This window comes from Sulfuracidifex tepidarius, from assembly GCF_008326425.1.
GTDB classification, from domain to species: Archaea; Thermoproteota; Thermoprotei_A; order Sulfolobales; family Sulfolobaceae; genus Sulfuracidifex; species Sulfuracidifex tepidarius.
Map to the genome: position 1 here is coordinate 1,769,621 of NZ_AP018929.1, position 21,011 is coordinate 1,790,631.

At 42.1% G+C, this 21,011-nt stretch carries 23 protein-coding genes and 1 rRNA gene; 8 read left to right on the top strand and 16 right to left on the bottom strand.

What is annotated here, in order from left to right; all coding sequences use genetic code 11:
- The first annotated feature begins 17 nt into the window (after nt 1–17).
- Genes IC007_RS09220 through IC007_RS09230 form a run of 3 tightly spaced genes read left to right on the top strand, consistent with a single transcriptional unit; the run spans nt 18 to nt 1,858 of the window.
- Nucleotides 18–503: an NTP transferase domain-containing protein gene (locus tag IC007_RS09220; RefSeq protein WP_232049053.1), complete on the top strand. Its 486-nt coding sequence runs from the start codon at nt 18–20 to the stop codon at nt 501–503.
- A gap of 15 nt (nt 504–518) precedes the next feature.
- The gene (locus IC007_RS09225) at nt 519–1,271 is read left to right on the top strand and encodes a DUF1614 domain-containing protein (RefSeq protein WP_054845948.1); all 753 of its coding nucleotides are present in this window, start codon (nt 519–521) and stop codon (nt 1,269–1,271) included.
- A gap of 32 nt (nt 1,272–1,303) precedes the next feature.
- Nucleotides 1,304–1,858 carry a thiamine-phosphate synthase family protein gene (locus IC007_RS09230; protein ID WP_149528648.1) on the top strand — a complete coding sequence of 185 codons (555 nt, stop codon included), beginning with the start codon at nt 1,304–1,306 and terminating at the stop codon, nt 1,856–1,858.
- Here IC007_RS09230 and IC007_RS09235 read toward each other — a convergent pair.
- On the bottom strand, nt 1,841–2,320 hold the full coding sequence (locus IC007_RS09235; protein ID WP_054845949.1) for a PadR family transcriptional regulator: 480 nt from the start codon (nt 2,318–2,320) through the stop codon (nt 1,841–1,843). The two genes, IC007_RS09230 and IC007_RS09235, sit on opposite strands and share 18 nt — an antisense overlap.
- Nucleotides 2,321–2,469: 149 nt before the next feature.
- On the opposite strand from IC007_RS09235, the gene IC007_RS09240 reads away from it, so the two are divergent.
- Nucleotides 2,470–3,612, top strand: a complete 1,143-nt coding sequence (locus tag IC007_RS09240) for an NAD(P)/FAD-dependent oxidoreductase (protein ID WP_084739750.1) — start codon at nt 2,470–2,472, stop codon at nt 3,610–3,612.
- A gap of 166 nt (nt 3,613–3,778) precedes the next feature.
- Here IC007_RS09240 and rrf read toward each other — a convergent pair.
- The 6 genes from rrf to IC007_RS09270 form a co-directional block, all read right to left on the bottom strand.
- A 5S ribosomal RNA gene (gene rrf, locus IC007_RS09245) occupies nt 3,779–3,885 on the bottom strand.
- Nucleotides 3,886–3,962: 77 nt separating this feature from the next.
- Complete coding sequence (locus IC007_RS09250) at nt 3,963–4,361, bottom strand: hypothetical protein (RefSeq protein WP_054845950.1); 399 nt, start codon at nt 4,359–4,361, stop codon at nt 3,963–3,965.
- A gap of 155 nt (nt 4,362–4,516) precedes the next feature.
- A complete protein-coding gene (locus IC007_RS09255; RefSeq protein WP_054845951.1) occupies nt 4,517–4,906 on the bottom strand; it encodes a hypothetical protein in 390 nt (129 codons plus the stop codon).
- Complete coding sequence (locus IC007_RS09260; protein WP_054845952.1) at nt 4,903–5,565, bottom strand: ParA family protein; 663 nt, start codon at nt 5,563–5,565, stop codon at nt 4,903–4,905. The genes IC007_RS09255 and IC007_RS09260 overlap by 4 nt, the downstream gene beginning before the upstream one ends.
- Before the next feature lie 128 nt (nt 5,566–5,693).
- Nucleotides 5,694–6,731 carry a (Fe-S)-binding protein gene (locus IC007_RS09265; protein WP_232048887.1) on the bottom strand — a complete coding sequence of 346 codons (1,038 nt, stop codon included), beginning with the start codon at nt 6,729–6,731 and terminating at the stop codon, nt 5,694–5,696.
- Nucleotides 6,722–8,113, bottom strand: coding sequence for an FAD-binding oxidoreductase (locus IC007_RS09270; protein ID WP_054845953.1), 1,392 nt, complete (start codon nt 8,111–8,113; stop codon nt 6,722–6,724). Before IC007_RS09270 ends, IC007_RS09265 begins: the two co-directional genes overlap by 10 nt.
- A 41-nt stretch (nt 8,114–8,154) precedes the next feature.
- Between IC007_RS09270 and IC007_RS09275 the strand changes: the two genes are divergently transcribed.
- Nucleotides 8,155–9,030 (top strand): FAD-binding oxidoreductase, encoded by an 876-nt coding sequence (locus IC007_RS09275; protein WP_054845954.1) that lies wholly within the window; start codon nt 8,155–8,157, stop codon nt 9,028–9,030.
- A gap of 429 nt (nt 9,031–9,459) precedes the next feature.
- Here the strand turns inward: IC007_RS09275 and IC007_RS09280 are convergent, their stop codons facing one another.
- The 6 genes from IC007_RS09280 to IC007_RS09305 form a co-directional block, all read right to left on the bottom strand.
- Entirely contained in the window at nt 9,460–10,377 is a 918-nt protein-coding gene (locus IC007_RS09280) for a 2-oxoacid:ferredoxin oxidoreductase subunit beta (protein WP_054845955.1), read from the bottom strand.
- Entirely contained in the window at nt 10,364–12,250 is a 1,887-nt protein-coding gene (locus tag IC007_RS09285; protein ID WP_054845956.1) for a 2-oxoacid:ferredoxin oxidoreductase subunit alpha, read from the bottom strand. The genes IC007_RS09280 and IC007_RS09285 overlap by 14 nt, the downstream gene beginning before the upstream one ends.
- Before the next feature lie 93 nt (nt 12,251–12,343).
- Entirely contained in the window at nt 12,344–13,147 is an 804-nt protein-coding gene (locus tag IC007_RS09290) for a hypothetical protein (protein WP_054845957.1), read from the bottom strand.
- A 136-nt stretch (nt 13,148–13,283) separates the two neighbouring features.
- Nucleotides 13,284–13,616, bottom strand: coding sequence for a sulredoxin (gene sdx, locus IC007_RS09295; protein ID WP_054845958.1), 333 nt, complete (start codon nt 13,614–13,616; stop codon nt 13,284–13,286).
- A 271-nt stretch (nt 13,617–13,887) separates the two neighbouring features.
- Nucleotides 13,888–14,604, bottom strand: coding sequence for a carbon-nitrogen hydrolase family protein (locus tag IC007_RS09300; protein ID WP_149528649.1), 717 nt, complete (start codon nt 14,602–14,604; stop codon nt 13,888–13,890).
- Entirely contained in the window at nt 14,601–15,743 is a 1,143-nt protein-coding gene (locus IC007_RS09305; RefSeq protein ID WP_149528650.1) for a CBS domain-containing protein, read from the bottom strand. Before IC007_RS09305 ends, IC007_RS09300 begins: the two co-directional genes overlap by 4 nt.
- Before the next feature lie 44 nt (nt 15,744–15,787).
- Here IC007_RS09305 and IC007_RS09310 point away from each other — a divergent pair, with 44 nt between their 5' ends.
- Entirely contained in the window at nt 15,788–16,858 is a 1,071-nt protein-coding gene (locus IC007_RS09310) for an acetoin utilization protein AcuC (RefSeq protein WP_149528651.1), read from the top strand.
- Here IC007_RS09310 and purT read toward each other — a convergent pair.
- Together purT and IC007_RS09320 are read right to left on the bottom strand one after the other, a co-directional pair.
- Nucleotides 16,851–18,041: a formate-dependent phosphoribosylglycinamide formyltransferase gene (gene purT, locus IC007_RS09315; RefSeq protein ID WP_054845959.1), complete on the bottom strand. Its 1,191-nt coding sequence runs from the start codon at nt 18,039–18,041 to the stop codon at nt 16,851–16,853. The two genes, IC007_RS09310 and purT, sit on opposite strands and share 8 nt — an antisense overlap.
- A gap of 13 nt (nt 18,042–18,054) precedes the next feature.
- Nucleotides 18,055–18,651, bottom strand: a complete 597-nt coding sequence (locus IC007_RS09320) for a hypothetical protein (RefSeq protein WP_149528652.1) — start codon at nt 18,649–18,651, stop codon at nt 18,055–18,057.
- 58 nt (nt 18,652–18,709) lie between these two features.
- Between IC007_RS09320 and IC007_RS09325 the strand changes: the two genes are divergently transcribed.
- Together IC007_RS09325 and IC007_RS09330 are read left to right on the top strand one after the other, a co-directional pair.
- The gene (locus tag IC007_RS09325) at nt 18,710–19,363 is read left to right on the top strand and encodes a hypothetical protein (RefSeq protein WP_054845961.1); all 654 of its coding nucleotides are present in this window, start codon (nt 18,710–18,712) and stop codon (nt 19,361–19,363) included.
- A 177-nt stretch (nt 19,364–19,540) separates the two neighbouring features.
- Nucleotides 19,541–19,972 (top strand): hypothetical protein, encoded by a 432-nt coding sequence (locus tag IC007_RS09330; RefSeq protein ID WP_054845962.1) that lies wholly within the window; start codon nt 19,541–19,543, stop codon nt 19,970–19,972.
- Here the strand turns inward: IC007_RS09330 and IC007_RS09335 are convergent.
- On the bottom strand, nt 19,969–20,976 hold the full coding sequence (locus IC007_RS09335) for an FAD-dependent oxidoreductase (protein WP_054845963.1): 1,008 nt from the start codon (nt 20,974–20,976) through the stop codon (nt 19,969–19,971). The genes IC007_RS09330 and IC007_RS09335 overlap by 4 nt on opposite strands.
- Nucleotides 20,977–21,011: the final 35 nt, after the last annotated feature.

Genomic DNA, 21,011 nt, shown 5'->3' on the forward strand with positions numbered 1-21,011 from the left:
CTGAGAATTTGAGGGTTGTGATCATGGCTGGAGGAAAAGGCAAAAGGCTTTCAATGATTAAACCTCTATTGACAGTATGCGGAGTCCCGATATTGAAACTCATAGTAGACTCTCTTTCTCCCCATATCGAAGTATGGATAGCTACAACTAATGGACATCCTGTGGAACGTTTCGTAAGAAATTACCTTGGCATGGAGAATTTTCTCATTTTCACCAGAGGTTTAGGCTATGAAATTGATGTAATTCAAGTGGTAGAAACTTTAGGTTTTCCCCTCATAACTGTACCTGCCGACTCACCTTTTCTGACATGGAGGGATATAGAGCATCTGATCGAAGAGTGTAGGTCTTCCCTCTGTTCGCTCAAAGATAACAAAGGTTTCACTGGGATAAGCTTCTGGAGAGATCATGGCTATTCAAAATATTTTCAAGACGTAAGCATAGATCATGAGATACTTAACGTGAACGACTGGAACGCTTTTTTACAGGCTAATAAAAACTGTTAAGGAGAGAGTATTATTATGGGCGATGATAACAAGAGGATAATATTTCTCATACCTTTCAGAGGGGCAATGTCGATACTGCTCCACCTTATTATGGGTATTTTCATAGTATTCCTTGCAGTTAGTTACTTCGCTGAAATCTTTTCCTATATCGGGTTACCGCTTTACCTGAGCTATGCATTAGGAGTGGAAATATCTTTCCTTAGCTTACTTCTGAGCCCAATTAACATAGTGATAAAGAAGGTCGAAAACAACGTGTTCTCAATACAACAAGACGTTGTATACTTCTTTGGAATACCGATCGTAGTCCCAAGGGCATTTTCTCAGAGGACATATACATACATAGCACTTAATGCAGGAGGAGCTATCCTTCCTCTAGCTACTACTCTATTCCTGTTACTATCCCTTCACCATCCGCTTTCCTTATTGTTAGTGTTGTTCGAAACGTTAATAATAATTCTAGCCAGCAAATCGATAGCCAGAGTTATACCAGGGGTAGGTGTAGTCATGCCACCTATAGTCCCTTCTTTGATATCTTCAATACTGAGCTATGTGCTCTTCGTCACAATTCATCCTATTCTCGTTCCTTTGTCGGCATACATCAGCAGTGTGCTGGGTACTCTCATAGGAGCAGATATACTTAACCTAAAGAGGATGCTTCAAGAAGCTAGACCGCAAATGATAAGTGTAGGAGGTATGGGGACTTTTGACGGGATATTCATATCAGGTCTCTTGTCTCTAGCCATAGGTACTTTCTTGATTTCGTTATGAAAAGTTTTAACTCAGATTTCTCCTTAAAACACATGGAAGCTAGTCGTCAAGAAGTCCTTAGGAGGCTGAAAGAAGCTGCAGATCTCTTCATATCGAATCCAAGGTCCTCCCTCCTTATACCAGAGATAAGAACTAACCTAGGTTACGCAATTCCTGAGGCTAGAAACGTGGAAGATGTTGCCGCAATACCAGGGAGGATCACGTGCGCCTTTGGTAAGTCCTTCTATTGCATGCCTCCCCAATTCGGAGCGTCTGATCATATAGCTAGAGTTATACTTACTGCAATGAAACATGACCAAGCAGTTAGGAGTGCTATAGATCTGAGGTACGAAGAGTCTATAGTGAAGAGTCTCCCCAGTGAGGAGCTGTGCGTTTTCAATAGGAATGTCGAGACTGAGGAGTCTAGAAGTGTAGAGAGACACACCATGAACCTCATGGTGGACTTCTGCTATAAACTTTGGGATGGCAAGAGCCATAAATTCATAATAGATGAGGGGGACGTCGGTAAAGAGAAGACTTTGTTCGTCCTAGGAAAAGACCCTGTCGACGTGGTGAAGATATCTCTCTCCTTACTCGATTTGATTTGAACTTTTGCGATTTCCTATAACTACTTCAATCTTCTCTCTACAAGCTCTTATTATTTCAAGGATCTTCTTAGTTTCTTCTTCTCCGATAGAATTTCTATTACCATAAAGAATAATTATCATGTCCATCAGTTCAAGGGCAATTTTTCTCTTATCACCAGTGTAGTCGTCGGCGAACTTGGTCTTGAATTTCTCTCTAGCTTTTTCTAGTTCCTGTTTCCCTGCCTGGTTGAGGACATACGTCTTCTTTCCGTCCTTTTCGTTTACTTCCACTAATCCTTCGTCCACCAATCCCTTCAATATAGGATAGATCGACCCAGTGCTAGGGCGATATGTACCATCGAACCTCTCTTCTATTGACTTGATTATGTCGTAAACTCTAAGGGGTTTTTCAGATATAGACTCCATTACTAAGTACCGTAATACACCCTTTCTGAGTCTTTCCAAGTTCAGTTTTCCTAGCATAATCAAACACCATCTTACTAAACATATATAATGTAAGACTGTGAAATAAACGTTGCATAACATTTCGAAAGTTGAAAAGATATTTAATTTATCTAAATAAAATCATAATTTATGCAAAGTTTTTAAGAAACATTGAATAGTCTTTTATAATGGAAGGAAAAAAACACGTAGTTATAATAGGAGCTGGAAACGGAGGAGTAGTAACGGCAAACCAGCTCGCTAAGGAAGGAAATCTTCACGTCACAGTTTTGGATAAGTCCGCGTACCACGTTTATCAGCCTGGACTAGTAGATTTGATGTTTGACGAGAGTATGACTCCAGGAATGATAATGAAGGAGACCAAGCTGATTCTAGATAGAAGAGTGAACTTCGTTCAAAAGAAAGTCATTAAGGCAGACGTAGATAACCATAAGGTGGTAACGGAAGACGGAAGTGAATACAGTTACGATTATTTGGTGATCTCACCTGGGGTAACAGAGAAGAAGAAGTTCAATTTCCCAGCATGGCATGATATAGATAGCGTTACCAAAATCAGGGAAGGGATCACTGATCTAAACGGAAAGAATGTGGTAGTAGGTTATTACGGTCTCATAAAGTGCCCTGCTGCTCCATTTGAAATCTCTTTCATGTTGAAACGTAAATATCCTAAAGCAAACGTTACTCTTCTAAATCCTGTGGCTCAACCTCCGAAGCTTCAAGTACCAATGGCAAACTTGCTAGGGCAAGCGTCTAAGGAAATGGGAATTCAAGTTAAGAGAGGGTTCAAGTTGAGCGGTATTGACGGCAACACGATGATATCAGAAGACGGAGAGAAATTCCAGTTCGATTACGCCATAATCGATTCCCCCATACACGTACATAAAGAATTTGAGGATTTGTCAGACGACAGCGGTCTGATCCCTGTAGACAAGGCCAGTTTAAAGTTCAAGGATTTCGATAACGTGTACGCTATAGGAGATACGACAAATATTACATTTCCACCTAAAACCGGCGCTTTAGCTCACTTTGAGGCAATTCATGTAGCTAAGAGTATATTAAGCAATGTGAACGGGGGCAATAAGCCAGTTTTTGACGGAAGGGCAATGTGTGCAGTATATGCGGGAAACAACAAAGGAATGATGGTGTACATGGACTATGAGAAGAGTACCGCGCAGGGGAGGAACTTCATGTTCTATGCCTCTAAGAAGCTTTTCATGTCATTATACTGGGCCTCCCTTACTGGATCTTTAGATAAGACATTAGAAGCTTTTTCGAACTCTATAGCAAAAACAGCGGTAAAGACACCAAATTGAAAATTCAATTAATTAAAAAATAATTCTTTTCCTCCTCTAGTTATCTATTATTTGACTTCTACTAGGAAAATTTTTTCAAGAAATTAAATTTTATTTATTAGAAAATACTAATTTCTTGTCGTCTTTAATTGTCTTTTAAGGGCAACAGAAACTTTAAAGCCATCCCGGTTCGGTAGGGCTACGGATCCTCTCGGAATCCACCGCCCTACCAACGTAGACGGCTTAACTTCCGGGTTCGAGATGAGTCCGGGTGTTTGCCCGTCTACTATGACCGGGTAGCGATCTATACTATCTTTGTCTCCCTAAAAAGCTAACTTTTGATTCTGTTTTCAATTAATGATTTAAGTATTTCATTTGGCTCTGTTAGTTACTTTCTTTACAGTTTCTACATAATTTTTATCCTGAGTTATTATTCCTAAAGGCTTCATAGATTCTAGTTTTGGAAAAAGTGATACGTCATTTATTCCATCTATTAGCACTGGTGATCTGAATTGATGAATTTCTCTTATACCCATTGGCATATATTCTAGAATTAACAGTTTTGCCCTTACCTTATAGTCAGGCCTTCTAACTACGAGAGCCTTCTCCGAGGCCTCATTTGGATCTTCCGTTACTTCTATTTCATCTCCTTCAGGATAGAAGACTATCTTTTCTTCTTTTCCTCCTTTCATAGCTAATATTCCGTCGAAACCAAGATCGACTATCCTATCCCTGTTTATTTCCCCTGCGGTCTTTAGAATGAATTTCATGAATTTACTTTCTGTATCTTCTTTATTAATGCTATCTACATGATAGAATATGACAAGTGTTTTTTAATTTATAAAAATTATCTGTAATTAAAGTCTATTTAAAATCAATTCAAAATGATATTAAATTATTGTAGGCGTAATACGATACATCAGTATTACACGTTGCTAAACGATGAACGGTATATCTCCTCAGCTTTTTTGAACAGGTCAGGATACATTTCTTTGAGTCCCTTCTCAAGAGCTTCTTTAGCTATTTTGCTCATTTTGAAGCCTGGAATTGTATTATAAAGATATTGGAGAAGTAGAAAAGAAGGGTAGCTCCACACTCCTATCTTTGGGTCCTTGTTCACGAACTTCCTCATTAATTCCTCAATTCTGTCTTCTGGTCTAGAGGTCGAAGTTCTATCTTCTCCGACCCAGCTTTTTTCAACAGGCTCTGTTCTACTCTCTTCTGTCTCCTCACTTCCTTTTCTTGTCTTCTCTATTCTCTCTACTTTGTCCTCTCTTCTTTCTGCTCCTCCCAGAAGGAAGTCTAGTTCACTCATTCTACTATCGCCTTCTCTAGACTCTCGAAGTAACTCTGGAGTCTAGGTCTCTTGTTTCTGACCTCTTCATACCTGAGTGCTGGAACGCCCAGTCTAGACGCCTCAACGAAAACTCTAGACTGAGGAATGCCTACCTGCACGAACTTAACTGAGGAGAGCCCCTCCAGTGATACCGGTTTAGTTGAGAAGTTTGTGAATGATAGAGCTCCCTTCTTGAGGCTGTTGAGTCTAGAGTCTAAGTTCTTCACGGCTTCAAGGGAGAGAGGTTGCGGTGTAACTGGAGAGACTATACGATCCGCTACTATCATAGCAGAGACGGCAAGCTTTCCTAAGTTAGGCGGTGTATCTATGACGGTGGCGTCGTAGTTCTCAGCTATTTTCCTGATGTCTTTGGTTATCTCATTTATGTCTCCTCCAAGTTCCAGCTTCAGTAGTCCCACGCTTGCGGGATATACTTCTACATTAAATATGTTCACACTTTTAGTACCTAACTTCACCTCGTTCTGATCCCTCTTTATACCGAAAGAGACTGTAGAGCCTCCCTCTGGGTCTAAGTCTACTAGGGCTACTTTCCTCCTTTTTGAAAGGTAATAGGATAAGTTAACTGAAGTTGTAGTCTTTCCGACTCCTCCTTTTTGATTAATTACTGTTACTATCACACTCTAGACTCTTGAAAACCTTAGTTTAATAGAGTGACCACTTGATATTACTCTCAAGTGAGACCTCTCAGTTATACCTCATTTTCAAGATATGGTTGAAGTAGGCTGAAGAGCATGGAAGGAAGACTCTAGAGGAAGTCCGCTATATGCATGATCCTTTTACCGCTTTTCTTCATTACTAGGGAGCAAGAGGGGTTAGTGCTGATCACTATGTCAGCTACTGAGTACTTCACCTTCTTGTTCTTTTCCTGTATGACCTTATCTGAGATCTCCTGGTTAAAGAGGAAGAACGCTCCTCCCGCCCCGCACTCAAACGAGGGGTCCTCCATTTGAACCATGTTTTCTCTATCGTAAAATACATCTATCAGAGACTTAGTTATCCCGAGCAAGTGAGCATGACAAGGGTAATGAACTGTAAACTTGGTACCTATCCTGATCTGATAGTTCATGGACTTCATGAACTCGTGGAAGTCCATTACGTTTATCCCTTTTTCCCTCATATGTGCGGTGCAGTTTGATGAAAGGGAAACTAGCCTAGCGTTAGAAGTCCTGGCGCTTGTAGGTATGAGCCGATCTAAGGCTTTGTCTCCACCTTCTACGTCTCCTTCAGAGTAATGTGCTAGCCCGCAACAACCGTTAAGGATCTTGACTCGAAAACCCTTCTCTTTCAAGAACTTCAAGGCTTTCTCTACAGTACTTCTAAAGAACGTGGAAGTTATGCAACCGGGTATCAGGTATATGTCTGGATCCATCTCCTCATGCTCAAGAGGCTTCTGTGGATTTTCCACGAAATTCCTCAGTCTGTAGGAAAACTCCCCGTTACCCTTCGAGACGGCTAAAGTTCCCACGTAAAGTAGACTAGGTCTTTCTAGAGTTTTCAGCATTATTTTCTTGAACATGTCAGGCTTTCTGGCGCTAGTTATTATCTTGTTGTATTCCACTCCACTTGGACAAGCTATCTCGCATCTCCTACAATACATGCACGTCTCTATTCCTTCCGTGCTCAACCCCAGTTTAACAGTCAAAATCCTTCCCCTAGGTGAGTGAACTTCGGATCTAGTCACGACGTAAGTGGGGCAACTCTCTAAACAGAAACCACAGTGCACGCACTTCCCGATCTCACTTTCAGTAACGCCCTTCTTTCCGTCCATCCTTATCATTCCCATTCCCACATGACCTTGAGTACCTCATCCTGTTTTGGAAGCCTTACGGGCCTGAATATTTTCCAAGGGTTAAACAGATTGTTAGGGTCAAAGGTCTGTTTTATCCTCTTCATTACAGCTATCTCCTCCTCGTTGTAGTATATCTCTTCTATTCTTATTTTCTCTATTCCTATTCCGTGTTCGCCTGAAGGTACCCCGCCCATAGTGATTGCGATCTTGGAAATTTTCTCCCCAACTTTCAGGGCATTTAATAGGGACTCTTTGACGTTAGGATCATAAGGTATTAGAGGGTGTAGATTACCATCTCCTGCATGGAAAACATTTGCTATGAATACTTTCTCCTCTTTCGAAATCTTCTCTATAGACTCTAGAGCTCTAGGCAGAGCACTGCGTGGAACTGTGCAGTCTAGAGTGATGTATGCAGGTGATATTGCACCCATGGATGGGAAAGCGCCCTTCCTTGCGTTCCAGAACTGATTTTCCTTTCCTTTCGGGTCGATTACTTTTCCGTTATTAGCCTCAATTGCAGACTCAGTGACGGCTTTCTCTTCAGTAACTTGGGAAGTTGAACCGTCAAGCTCAACTAGTAGCATAGCACTTACATCTGGTAGGTCTGCTTTGTATCTACTCCTTTCTATAGCGTAGATGATGTTCCTATCCATGAGCTCAAGGGCGGACGGAATTATCCCTCTTCTAAAGACCTCGACCACAGCTTTTCCGGCATCAATTACTGTATTAAACGTGGCGAAAACCGAGACTCTAGACTCTGGTTTGGGGAACAACTTGAGCCTCGCCTTGACTATTGCACCTAATGTTCCTTCTGCCCCTATGAATATGGAAGACGGGTTTAGCTGCCCATTGTGAAACAGGAGGTCTTCAACATTTCCGTCAGGGAGTATCGTTTTGACCCCTAGAACACTATTGAAAGTAGGCCCGTACTTGATAACATGTATTCCCCCTGAGTCATGAGATATGTTTCCTCCGATGGATGAAACGGAATAGCTAGCTGGGTCGGGGGCATAGAATAAATGGGGAGGAGCGTTCTTAGTTAACATTATGTTAGCTATCCCCGGGCCTACGATTACTTCGTTACCTCTATACTCTTCTATCCTATTGAGCCTTGAAAGTCCTACAACTATTTCTCCATCAACCGGGATTGAACCTCCGCTCAGACTGGTTCCCGAACCGCGAAAAATGATCTTCTCCCCGTGTTTTATAATTGACCGGACTACCCTCACAGTTTCCTCTTCGTTTCCAGGTAAAACTACCATGGAAGGGTTTCCTCTGTAAGCCGTGAACCCATCAATACTGAAGAGAGAAGACTCTTCTCCAGCCATTACCCATTTATCTCCCACTATCTCCTTCAGCTCCTTCTCTAACGTCATGTATATACTTTTTAAACTCCACTAAACTATTTAAAAATACCTTGGTCGAGATAGTAGAGCCAAGAGATTACGACGAAATTAAAGACGTAATTCTCGAAACGTCCAGAGACGAAAAGAAAGTGAAGGTAGTCGGCACTCAGAGTAACGAGCTCGAAGCAGACAGTGATGTGTTACTTTCACTCAGAAAGATCACGGGGATATTAGATCTCTCTGAGGACGACAACTACGTAAAGGTGAAAGCCGGCACTCCGTTTCATGAGGTACAGGAATTCTTGAGAAGAAGGGGTTACATGATACCTCATTCATATTGGGGATCTGTGGGTGGTCTGTTCTCGCTGAATTTGCCTTCTGTTTTCTCATTTTGGTTCGGCCTTCCCAAGGACATACTGCTGGGCGCAACCATATGCACAGGTCTAGGAGAGGTCGTTAAGTCCGGTGGGGTAACTACGAAATTCTCCAGCGGTTATAAGATATGGAAAGCCCTTTCCGGATCCATGGGCAAGCTCGGAGTCTTCCTAGATCTCACTATAAAAATCATCAAGACTCCAGAGGAAATGAGGTTCGTAAAGGTAAAATCTGATGAAGCTTATCCTCTCATGATGTCAAATAAGAGGCCGTGGGGTGTAGCGTGTGGAAACGTAAGCGGAGAGATTGAGTGTGAAGCACTTTTTGCAGGGTTTAGCAGATCTGTTGAGCAACTTTCCTCAGGCTATGAACCAGGACGTATACAAGAGATTAGATCCCCTTTCATAAAGAACACCAGATTAGGAGACGAGCTAAGGATCCTTAATGAAGAGAAGGCCTTAGTCTTTCCTGGCGTTGGGCTTGGAATAGTTGAAAAGAGGGAAGAAGTTAGACTCACTAAATCTTTCTTGATGCTGAAACGTGCTCTGGATCCCAATTTCGTTCTAGTTTGAATTGGGTGCTACACTGTAATTATTTTTTATAATAATCTTATAGAAATATAGAATTAATTTCTAGACTATCTTGGTAAGGTTGGGAAGTGAAAGACCTTAGTTAGAAGAGTCAGAGAGTCCCTCATCCAAATATCAATTTAAAGACGCGCTGACGACATACTCATGGAGCGAGCGATTGAGACGTCTAGAAGTGAGGGTTTGTGAATGCTTCTGCTCCATTTATCAATCCTTGGGACATGTATAAAGACCAGGTTCGGGCGACCCTCAGCTTTAAGCTCACCCTCTATCACCGGCAAATGTAGCAATAAAGCATGAAGCCATATCAGTTATGTCAGGGTAATTCACGTGAAGGAAATAAGTTTCATTTTTCTTTTTTTTTACCTTACTCTATATATTCTCTATATATTACAAAAAAAAAACAAGAAAAATCTACTTTATCTCCTTTTCCTTCAAGATCTCTTCTATCAAGGTAGTTGGCCTTCCGTTATCTTCTATTACCTCTTGAGATGGTAAGTTGTCAATGTAAGAGGGAGACCTTTCAGTTATCCTCTCTTCATAGGTGCTCACTAATTCGTTCTTGTAGAAGATTCCTATAGGAATCCTATCTCCCCACTCTAGAGACTTCTCCAATGCCATAGCCATTTTTTCGTCAACCTCTTCTTTTTTGCTTACTACCGGGTTCCAGCTTTTCACATCCTCTAACCTATACACTCTCTTGTCATAGTATTCTTTCGTGAATAAGTCGTTATATGTGGGGCAAGGTTGAAGAACGTCGATGAGTGCGAGTCCCTTATGGGTTATGGCAGCCTTGATCAGCTCTTTCAAGTGCTTTACGTCGTATGCATATCCTCTAGCTACGAAAGTGTAGCCACTTGCTAGTGCTACGGCTAAAGGATTTATTGACTCATTTATGTTAGGTTTCGGAAGTGACTTAGTCTTTAATCCAAGCTTGAGAGTTGGTGAAGCTTGACCCTTGGTGAGACCGTAAACTCCGTTGTCATGGATGATTAAGGTCATGTCTATGTTCCTCCTTCCGCTGTTCACGAAATGACCAGCGCCTATTCCTAGCTGATCCCCGTCACCCGCGTTTACGATGACCTTGAGTTGCGGGTTTGACAGCTTAATACCGGTTGCAAAGGCCATAGCTCTACCGTGAAGAGTATGTACTCCAGAGATAGGTAACCTCATGAAATGAGGTGTCTTTCCTGAGCATCCTATCCCCGACACTAACACTATCTTCTTAGGATCCAACCCGAGCTCCGTAATTGCTTGCTGTTCGGCACTCAGAATGCCGAAATTCCCGCAACCCGGGCACCAGTCGGACCACTCTACTTTATGCTCCTGCATTCAAGATCACCTTTTTCTCTCCTTTCATGGAAAGTTTCAATGCATTCATTAGCTCGTCCATCATAATAGGTCTTCCGTTCCATTTCAATATGAACGAGTCAGCTGAAATTCCGGTGTTTAGCTTCAACACCTCATTTGCCTGAGCTAAGTAATTGTTTTCTATGTCTATCACTTTCTTACCTGAAAGAAGTTTGGCTATCAACCTCTTAGGAAATGGACTGAACATCCTTATTTGAACCAGACCTAGAGATATGCCCTCTTTTTTCAGCTCTTGGATTGAGTCCAACACAGTTCCCTTTGGAGAACCCCATGTTAGAATTACAGTGTCAGAGTCGATATCGCCATACGTCTTCAGCCTATCTTCCTCAGGTATCTCGGCGTCTGCGGTTTCCAGCTTCCTCATCCTCTTCTCATACATCTTGATCCTGTTCTCTGACTCTTCTCTTATGTGGCCTTCCTCATCGTGCTCGTCGCCTGAATACATCATCCATGCCTCGCCTAAAGGCGCTCTAGGGGATATTCCGTCCTTAGTTATCTCAAATCTCTTATATCCCTCACTGGGGCAGAAAGTGAGCTTCCCTCTCTCTATAATTAGAGAATCCAACCCGAGTTCTTCTTCTTCAAAAATGGAGTACGCGTTGGCCAAACCCTTGTCTACCAGATGAATAACGGGAGTTTGGTACCTCTCTGCCAAGTTGCTAGCCCACACTGCGTCTCTGAAAGCTTCCACGTGATCTCCAGAAGCTATTACTATCCTCGGAAATTCACCGTGACCAACGTTGAGTGCGAAAAGCAAATCTGCCTGCGAAGACCTAGTAGGCTGACCAGTGCTAGGACCTCCCCTTATGTAGTAAGTTATTACCACTGGTGCTTCGTTCATTCCTCCCCATCCTATACCTTCAGTCATTAAAGAGAAACCTGGACCGGAGGTTGCTGTAGCTGCCCTCACTCCAGTTAGGGAAGCTCCTAGTGCCATGTTTATTGCAGCCAGTTCATCTTCACTTTGAACGACGACTATAGTACCTTTTCTCTTGTCACCAGTCTTAGGATCCATCATCATCACTTCTTGATGAGCTTCTAGAAATACGCTCTCGTCGCTAGCTGGAGTTATCGGATAGTAACTCTGGAACCTCACGCCAGCATAGATTTTACCTAGAGCCACAGCCGTATTACCGTCGAGCTGAACCCTTTTCTTACTCTCATTTCTAGGAGGTAAGTCGAAAACTTTCTCTACCTTATCATAGGTTAACTCTACTGCCATTGAATTCATATTGTAAAAAGTTTCTTGTTTAAATGTTTTTTTCACTGAGTTCAGTAATGCATTTTTATCAAGCCCAATTATTTTCCCTGACGCAGCTATGGCTATCGTGTTCTTGACTCTTTCGATGACTGATAAGGGTAAGTGCATTTTCACTGATATTTCTTTAGAAATAGAGTCGTAGTCTATCTCTACAGTCTTCACTCCTCTCTCTCCGACAAACTTCACTACGTCTTCCACTGTCTCTCCCAATCCTTTTTCCTTCAGTCTACTCTCTACTTTCTGTGCTACTTCTGGTTCCATGCTGACTACCGATGATGCTTTTACTCCCTTCATTGAGGAGTTATAGATCAGTACTCCCTTGGCTTCTTCGAAGTGTTGAAAAATTGTTTCAGCGTCGAATGTTGCCATCACGTCTATAAGCTGAGAAACGCTGTTAACTCTATGATCGCTTATTGTGACGTTGAAATAGCTGTGTCTCCCTTTAATGTTTGAGTAATATTCTCTGTTCCCATACACGAAGTAACCCATCGATGCTATGGCATCGCCGAAGATCTGAGCGGAAGTATCAACGCCAGTACCTTGTGCACCTCCTATTAGCCAACTTAGTCTCATATGTAAAATAGGTTTTGTGGGAAAATAAATCACGATGGTTTTATACTAGATTTTTTTAAAATAAATTTCAAAAGTTAGGTAGTCTAGAATACGTCATGGTAATTTAGCTATTAGTCCATTTATTATATTCTCTTTTTGTAAATTCTTCTTTGCCTTGAAATCATAATAGATCCTCGCTTTCTCTTCCAGGCTAACAGTATTTCCACTGATTACGTCATCTCTTGTTGCCTTGCCTTTTTCAATCTTGAACCTTATGTCATCATTTTCTCGTGTAATAACAAGAGAGTTATCGCTGTAAACGTTCATCCCTATCATTGGGAGCATGAGAACTGTCTTGGGGGAGATCCACAATGTAGCTTCTACGTTCTCCTTTGATGAGAGGAGCTTTGTGACTAAGTTAGGTTCTATAAATATGCTCCTCTTCCTATCGAAATTAATTATTTTCTCATCTTGAAAGGTAACTTTTATGTCGTCCTCCTCTTTTTCCTGCACCCTTTTTTCTAGCGTAGAATAGCTATCATAATTAAGGAAAGAGAGCCTGAATGTTCCCTCTCTCATCACGGCCCTAGAAGGGATAGCTCCCTTTTCTGTAATTCTGACTTTCGTGGTGCCTGAGAAAGGAATACCATAGTAAGGAAACCTCAGCATGTTTTGCTCATAGGTTTTTCTCCCATCCTTTTCCAGGACTTTCTCTACGAATTTGTCTTTACTGTACTTGTATTGCCTGAAGAGATCGGCATATTTGTATTCCATTTCCTTTATTATGTTTTCCATTATCCTTTCGTCTAGGTAAGGGGACACGACTAACTCCAAGTCTAATTCCTTGCTTATCTCAACGGCAAAATCCACGGAACTCCTAAGTTCAGGAAATTGAGATAGAATGGAAAGTGAGCTCATACATAAAAGAGAAGGAACTGTATGTTAAATAGTTAATTGATATCAAATCTCTTCTTAGAAGAATTCTGAAAAAAGAGAGGAAAGATTAGTTTAAAAAGTTTTCTACTTTATTTTCAATTCAGGCTTTACTAGTTTATTACTCTACATCAACTTCTATCCAGCCGTTATTTTCTCTTACGGGTATCGTTTTCAGCCCTAGCTTGTCTTTGGGCGCATCGGGAGCTACATAGGGCGGTTCCAACATTTTCCCAGTATTTAAATCAAAAACCGCATGATGGCAAGGACACTTAACTGTCATGGAAGCTTTGTCAAGTTCTCCTAAAATACATCTTGCATGAGAACATACACCGTCCATCCCCATTAATTTCCCGTCTATATTTGCTACAAAAACAACTGAGTTATCTACCTTTATGGACGCATGACCTGCCTTTTCAAGGGCTTTCGCCATGATAGTCCTTTTCCAGACCATGTTTAAAGAGTGAATTATTCGGAGTAAAAATGTTTTTCTTCTTTGAAAATACCGAGGGGGAGAAAGAGTCCTACATTTATTTGAATACAAAATTTTTCCCCTATTTATAGTATCTGAAACGGCATGTATTTGAATAGCCTAAAGAAGATAATTTCCTATATTTGTAAATGAAAAGTTATTCTATATAAAATTTCAAACAGCTCTCTAGATCTCCGTGGTTTTAAAATACATTCAAAAGTGAAAATCATCACGACTTAAAATCCATATAATATTATCTTACATCCTTTACCTTGGGGTCTACGTATTCTTCTAACCTTTGAGACCGTAGTGGCATATATCGTAGCGTATCTATGTTTACGACCTTCCATTCTTCTTTGTCCTTCATGTCAGCTAAGATCATAGGTCTCACGATGCCGTTATCGTTCTCTGGAACCATTGCTATGCTCATTCCAGGATAGTCAGGTAAGGTTAAGTTGTTTGCGTTCACCACTCCTACCCTGTTCTCTAGAGCCCTTATCATCAGGTAAGCTCTCCAGATGTCTATTCCCTCTTTTCGTATCTTTGATGGAACTAGTAGTATCTCCATACCCCTTTTGAACAGTTCCCTTACTGACTCAGGGAAGTCTACGTCGTAACATATAGCTATGCCGAGTTTTACTCCGTTATAGTTAGTGAGTATTAACTCCTCCCCTGGAAAAAGCCTTCCTTTCTCATCACCAAAGAGATGTACCTTCTTTGCTACATCCTTTACGTTTCCATTTCTATCTATGATGGGAGAAATAACAGATACTCCGTCTTCGAAAGCTCCTGGTATTATCATTGCGGTGTACTTCATTGCCAGCTTCTGGAACTCAGGAAGAGGTACATCATCGAGTGAAGGGACCCACTTTTCGGGTAGAAGCACTACCTCTGCTCCATCGTTCAGAGCCTCCTCTGTCATTTGCACTGCGCTTGTCTTGGAGCTTGGCTGAACTATTCCAACCTTCAAGTTTTTTCTGCCTTGTCTTTCTTATTGTTTTTATCCTCGATCTTCTTTAGGTTCCTTATTATTCTAGACTCTATTTTCTCGACAGCCCTCTTTACTGCAACTACTGGATCTCTATCGGAGTCTTTAGCTACGAACTCACCTTCCTTGGTCACAGCCCTAACTGTGGCCATGTAAACCGATCCCTCTCCTTGTTTTGCACTTTTTTCCTCCTTGAAAGAAACCTTGAACGTTATGATATCTGATATTTTCTCTAGTTTAGCTAGGTATCTCTCCACTATAGCGTCTATTTCAGCCTTGAGTTCGCTGTTCTTCCTTATTATCATGGGAATTTTAGCGTCTATAGGTATCGATAACTGCATGGATTCAGACACTGCATTTATCACGTCTACTCCACTTAATACTCCTACTATTTGCTCTCCTTCCATGATAGGAAGGCCTGATACGTTCTTATCTAGCATCTTTTCTAGAGCCCCCTTTAACGATTCGTTAGCTTTAGCGGTAATTACTGGGTATTTCATGATTTCCTTTACACATGTTGCCATTATTCTTTCTTCCTCTGTCATGATGCTTGATTTCTTTTTATCTATCACTGAGTAGAGGGTATTCACCACGTCTCTTACTGAGACTATTCCAACTAGCTTGTTGTCTTCAACTACGGGCAGTCTTGATATTTTATCCCTTAGCATTATCCACCTTACCTTGGCTATGCTTTCACTCTGTGATATCACCTTGGGAGGAGAAGACATGTACTTCCTGGTCTTCTCGTTATCTGGGACCTTCTTCTGTTCTAGCAAGTACCTTATTATTGACTCCCTAGTTATCTCCCCCTTCAAGTTCCCTTTGTTGTCAATTACTGGTATCACTCTGGCTTTGGTCGTGTAGAACTTTCCTATTATTTTAGTGAAATCACTGTTATCTAAAAGGGACACCGTGGGTGACATCACCGATGAAACTTTAGAGTCTAGACTAACCCTTCTAGAGAGTAGGTCTTTATATGAGAGTAACCCTACGAGCACTTTTCCCTTGACTACCGGGGCAGTCCATGAGTTTGTTTCTCTCATTTTAGGAATAATTTCAGATAATCGGTCATTAGGCGTAACAGTTAATTTCACTTCCGAGATTAGCTCTCTTGCTGACATTTGAAACACGATAAAGTATTTTTAAAGCCACAATTAAAAGACTAATGAGACCTTTGTTAGCACATAAAACTGTTTTTGTGTGGAGTGACCTTTACTACAACTATTCCTTCCCTGGAGATCACCCTTTTAAGTCAATAAGGGAAAGCCTGACAAAGAAGTACTTGGAACAGAAAGGACTGTTTCACGAGATAGAACAAGTAGCGCCTGACCCTGTAAGTGAAGATATGCTTCTGGAAGTTCACTCAAGAGAATATGTAAACCAGATCAAGAGAATGAGTGAACGTGGTCAGGGGATGCTCGACGAGGGAGATACACCAGCATTTAGGGGAATTTTCGAGGCGTCCTTAGTCAGAGTAGCAGGCAACCTGAAAGCACTTAAGGAAATAGAGAGCGGAAATTTCGTTCATGCGGTTAACATAGGAGGAGGTCTACATCACGCTAAGAGGGACTCCGCAGGAGGCTTCTGCGTCTTCAACGACATAGCTATCTTAGTGAAGGAGGCAGAGAAGAGATACCAGCGTGTCGCAATACTTGACATCGATGGTCACCATTTCGACGGCACGCAGTCTCTCCTCTATCAAGATGATAAATCCCTAAAGATCTCCATGCACATGTTCCATCCTAATTTCTTCCCGGGATCTGGGTCTATAAATGAAATAGGGGAAGGTAAAGGGAAAGGGCTAACAGTCAACATTCCACTCCCCCCTGGTACTGCTGACGACGCTTACTTGATGGCGTTCAACGAGGTGGCCTACCCTGTCCTAGAAAGGTTTAAGCCAGAAATAATAATCCTTGAAGTGGGGGGAGACTCTCACTTCGGGGATCCGTTGGTAGAGCTCAAGTTAAGTACCATGGGATACGCGGAGGTAATAAAGAAAGTTCACGAACTAGCTCACCGTCTTTCTGAAGGGAGGCTAATAATGACTGGAGGAGGAGGGTATAACTACGACGCTACAGCTAGAGTCTGGACTCTAGCAATAGCAGAAATAGCTGGAATCAAAGAGACAGAGCTAGATTTGCTCCATGACTGCTGTTCTACCGCGTCGACTCCTTTTGTAATTGAGAAGGTAAAGAAAATTGTGGAAAAATTGAAAGAGGTTCATCACATTAGTTAACTACTATTAATGCTGAGGCTTTCCTTACTTTCTCTAAAGCTTCAGTTGGATTATCCCCCGTAGCCAGAACGACCCCCATCCTTCTCTTTGGATATGTGGACGGCTTACCAAATAGCCTGACTTGAACATTAGGTATCTCTAGAGCCTTGTCAACGTTTTGGAACTTGGGAGCCCATTTTGAGTTCTCGGCCAAGATCACGTGTGAAGCCGCAGGAGAGACTAACTTAACGCTGGGCGTGAAAAGCCCTAAGGCACTCCTAACATGGACTTGAAACTCGCTTATGTCTGAGCTAGCTAATGTGACGAGCCCCGTGTCGTGGGGTCTAGGAGAGACCTCACTGAAGAGCACCCTTTCACCAGTAACTATGATCTCAACACCATAGATTCCCAGACCTCCGAAGCCCTGCACTGTCTTTTTAGCTATCTCCTTAGCTCTCTCAGCTATTTCCTTCCTTACAGTGTATGGATGCCACGACTCCACGTAATAGTAAGATGGTCTGCGGTGTTCTATAGGCTCATATTGCCCTATTTCTGCCTTCCCGTCGCTGTTCATTGATCTGTATGTGAGCACCGTCAGTTCAGTGTCGATCTTTACGAATTCCTCGACTATTACCTTTTTGCCTTTACCTCTGGCGTGAGAAATCGACTCCTGATAGCCTTTTGCAACTTCATCTGGAGATTTTATCAGAACGTGTCCGTGTCCACTGGAGCTCATCTCGGGTTTCACGAGGCAGGGGAAGCCTACGTCTTTGCACGCTGACATGACCTCGTTCTCGTTTTCAGCGAAGTGAAATGTCGTCGTGGGTAAACCCAGCTTATTGGAGGCGAAGTCCCTTAATTCCAGTCTGTTCATGCAAGTCTTCACTGCAGTAGCGTTAGGAGCAACTCTAAAGCCGTCGTCCTCAAGCTCCACTAATGCGTCCGTGTTTATGGCTTCTATCTCAGCTATGACAGCATCGGGGTTTTCTCTCCTTATGATTGCCTTAATTGCATTAGGATCCATCATGTCAACTACGTATTTCCTGTGGGAAACATGCATAGCTGGCGCGAAGTCATATCTATCTACCACTACTGTTTCGACGCCTAGCCTCTGAGCTTCTATAACCATCTCTTTGCCTAGCTCTCCTCCTCCTAACCAAAGGAGTTTCTTAGAACCCTCAAATAAAGGTGAACCTATATTCACGTGTGGACATCAATTATCTAGATAATAAGCTTTCTATAAGTGAAAATAGCCTATTCCCGTCCTTAATCACGTTTTGTACGTACAACCATCCGTTAGGCACGCGACAACTTGACCTGAAAGCTATTGCGACGACTCCTTTCCTAAAGAATCTGGAATATGCCCTTATCTGTCCTTGGTCTACGGAACTAACTTTAGCTTCAACTGCTACATTTCCGTTCACTACAAAGTCAGGTCTGTTGTGATACTTTACTCCGGTCAATTTGGATAGGGAAACGAATTGCTCCTTTTGCCTCTCGACATGAAACTTTTTCGACAGTAAGTTGTAAACGTAATCCTCGAACAACTTACCTTCAACTCTGTTGATTTCGATCGTCCTTTCTTTCTCATCAGGGAAGCACAGCAAGGAGTTTGGATCTATTTCAACGTTTACCTTGCTTGCGATAACTTTGACTCTCTCGACTCTAGGGTCTTCTTTAAACTTAAAATTCAGAATTTTTTCTCCTTTAGAGTCTAAAACTGTAACTATTCCTCTACCACAGAGTACCCTAAGACTTCCATTTTCGGATGGAGTTATCAACCCGTCTACAAGGTCTGCGTTATAAATAATCAAGCTGAAGATCTAAAAAGATCAGAGACTTTAAATCTTAGCCGTAAAATCAGTCGTCTGGATGTTCGAAAATTACGTTACCCTAAACGATGTGTTGTGGGGTATTGTGCTCACGGTCTGGGTAGCTCTCGTGACAGTTGTAATCTCCAAGTATGTAGCTAAACTGACAACTATATACGTTGCAAGGAAGATCATACACATGCTTGGAGGAGGCGTAGTTGCTATATTGTCACCTTTCATTTTCTCTTCCCCATTGATTCCGATTCTAGATTCATACCTACTTATGGGCATCCTTCTTTACGTGAGGTTCAAGAAAGAAGGTTTCAATTGGTTTCAGGAAGAGGGAAATTACGGGGAAATCTTCTTCACGTTTTCCTTCGGCACACTTCTCCTCCTCATGTGGGTAATTGATCCAAACTATTGGTATTCAAATGACGTCTTTATCGCCATTCTTCCTTTAATCTTCATGTCCTTCGGTGACGGCGTTACTGGGATCATAAGAAACTATGTATACAAGAGAAGAGTCAAGGGACTTTGGGGATCTCTAGGGATGTTGGTGTTCTCCGCTATTGTAGGTTACGCAGTGTTCTCGATACCCGGTTTGATAGCTGGAGTGATAGCTACAGTCGTCGAAGTCCTTCCTCTAGTTGACGACAATATTTCCATTCCTTTTGCTTCCTTTGCAGTACTCTATCTCCTGATCAAGGTATTCTAATCAGACAGGGAAACGATCTTCATCAATCGGTAAACCATCACGTCATCACGCTGGCTTGTAACTTAGTCTATCTCTGCTTATAAAAAGCTGAAACGAGGGTTAAAATTATCTACATATTTTGAAACTGAAGAGCTAAACTCTAGTCAAGCTCTTAACCAGGGTATGCCCTCTTTTCATATGCAATGGTTAATGGATTCTCTCCAGATGGCGTGGGACGATTACGCATCAATATTTGAGGATTACTCGAATGCCGCAGTTTACGTGGATCGTATAACTTCTACGGTGCAAGCTGTCAAGGTAAGCGACATAGGCGATTTCTATTCGAGTTTCTCAGTTCTCCTTCAGGGAGGATATCTGTCCAAGTATAAGCCAGTTTACATCAAACTCGAAAAGTATGTGGCTTTCCCGACGCTTAGAGAAAACGTAGCTGTCAGGCTCTCTAGATTGAAGGGATGGAGAAGGGTAAGTTACTACGTGGAATGGAATCACGTTGCCTCGTGGGTCATAAAGGACTGCTTCAGGTGTGAAGCGGAACAGAAAGCCCACATGGAGATAAAGGAAGCTGGGCTTTCTGATGATGATCTAGTGAGGATACACTCTTCTCTCTAGAGTTCGTGTGGCTCTCTTCCAAGATCGAAGTCCTTAATTCCGTTGAACCTATCTAGAATGTACGATTTTCTTTCTTCTCCTTTATCTATCATCATTTCCAAAAGCATAGCCATCCCCGGTCCTACCTCTGCACCGTAACCGTTCAAGCCACCTACTAGGTAAAGGTTGTCCTTGAGCCTGCCGTAGAGAGGTCTCATGTCAGGTGTTCCCTCGCAGAAGTTACCTGAAACGTATATTGAGCGTGATTCAAACCTCCTTCTGATTCTCGAGATCACCAACTCTCTGTCCTTGATTTCTGGTTTCCTCATGTTTCCATCCTCAGGCGGTTTCATTTCAATTATATCGCCATCTCCTGCTATAAATAAGGGAGAACCTATCCCTATGGCAGGTCTAGAGTAGAAACCTAACACGTAATCATAAACAATGAACTTGTCCAGCTCCCTTCTGTGTCCTTTCATCAATGACGCCCAGCAATAGTACGGCTTTAAAGGTAATCTCTCGTCGATGATATTACTGTTCCAGCTACCAGCGGTTAAGACGAAGATGTCGAAGTCTTCAGTCACATCTTTTCCATTAGCTTTCACCGTAGCTTTCTTCTCACCCGTGGAGATCTCGACCTTAGCCTTCTCTTTGGGTACACTTACTAGGTTCCTTATGTCCACCAACGAGTCTCCTCCTTTAGCTTCTATTGCCTTCTCGCCAATCCAATCCACGTAAGTTTCTCTCGCCGAGACTCCGTGCTCCCTCCAAGACGAAACTAGGTCATCACTGACTTCTCCCAAAGTATAGGAAGTGAAGTCCATCCTCTTGATCCTATACTTATTGTAGAACTGTAACGAGAGAGACGCTAGTTCTATATCACATCCCTTCAAAAGTAAGGAATGTATCAACGTTGGGAACTGGGTTTTTATCGAAGCATCAAATACTTTCACTTCATGTCTTTCAGATAGGATCCTGTAAAGCGAACTGCCTACTATACCCCCTCCGATAATTCCGATCTTCAAATCAGGTACAGCATCCTTTTAACTTGAGCGAGTAA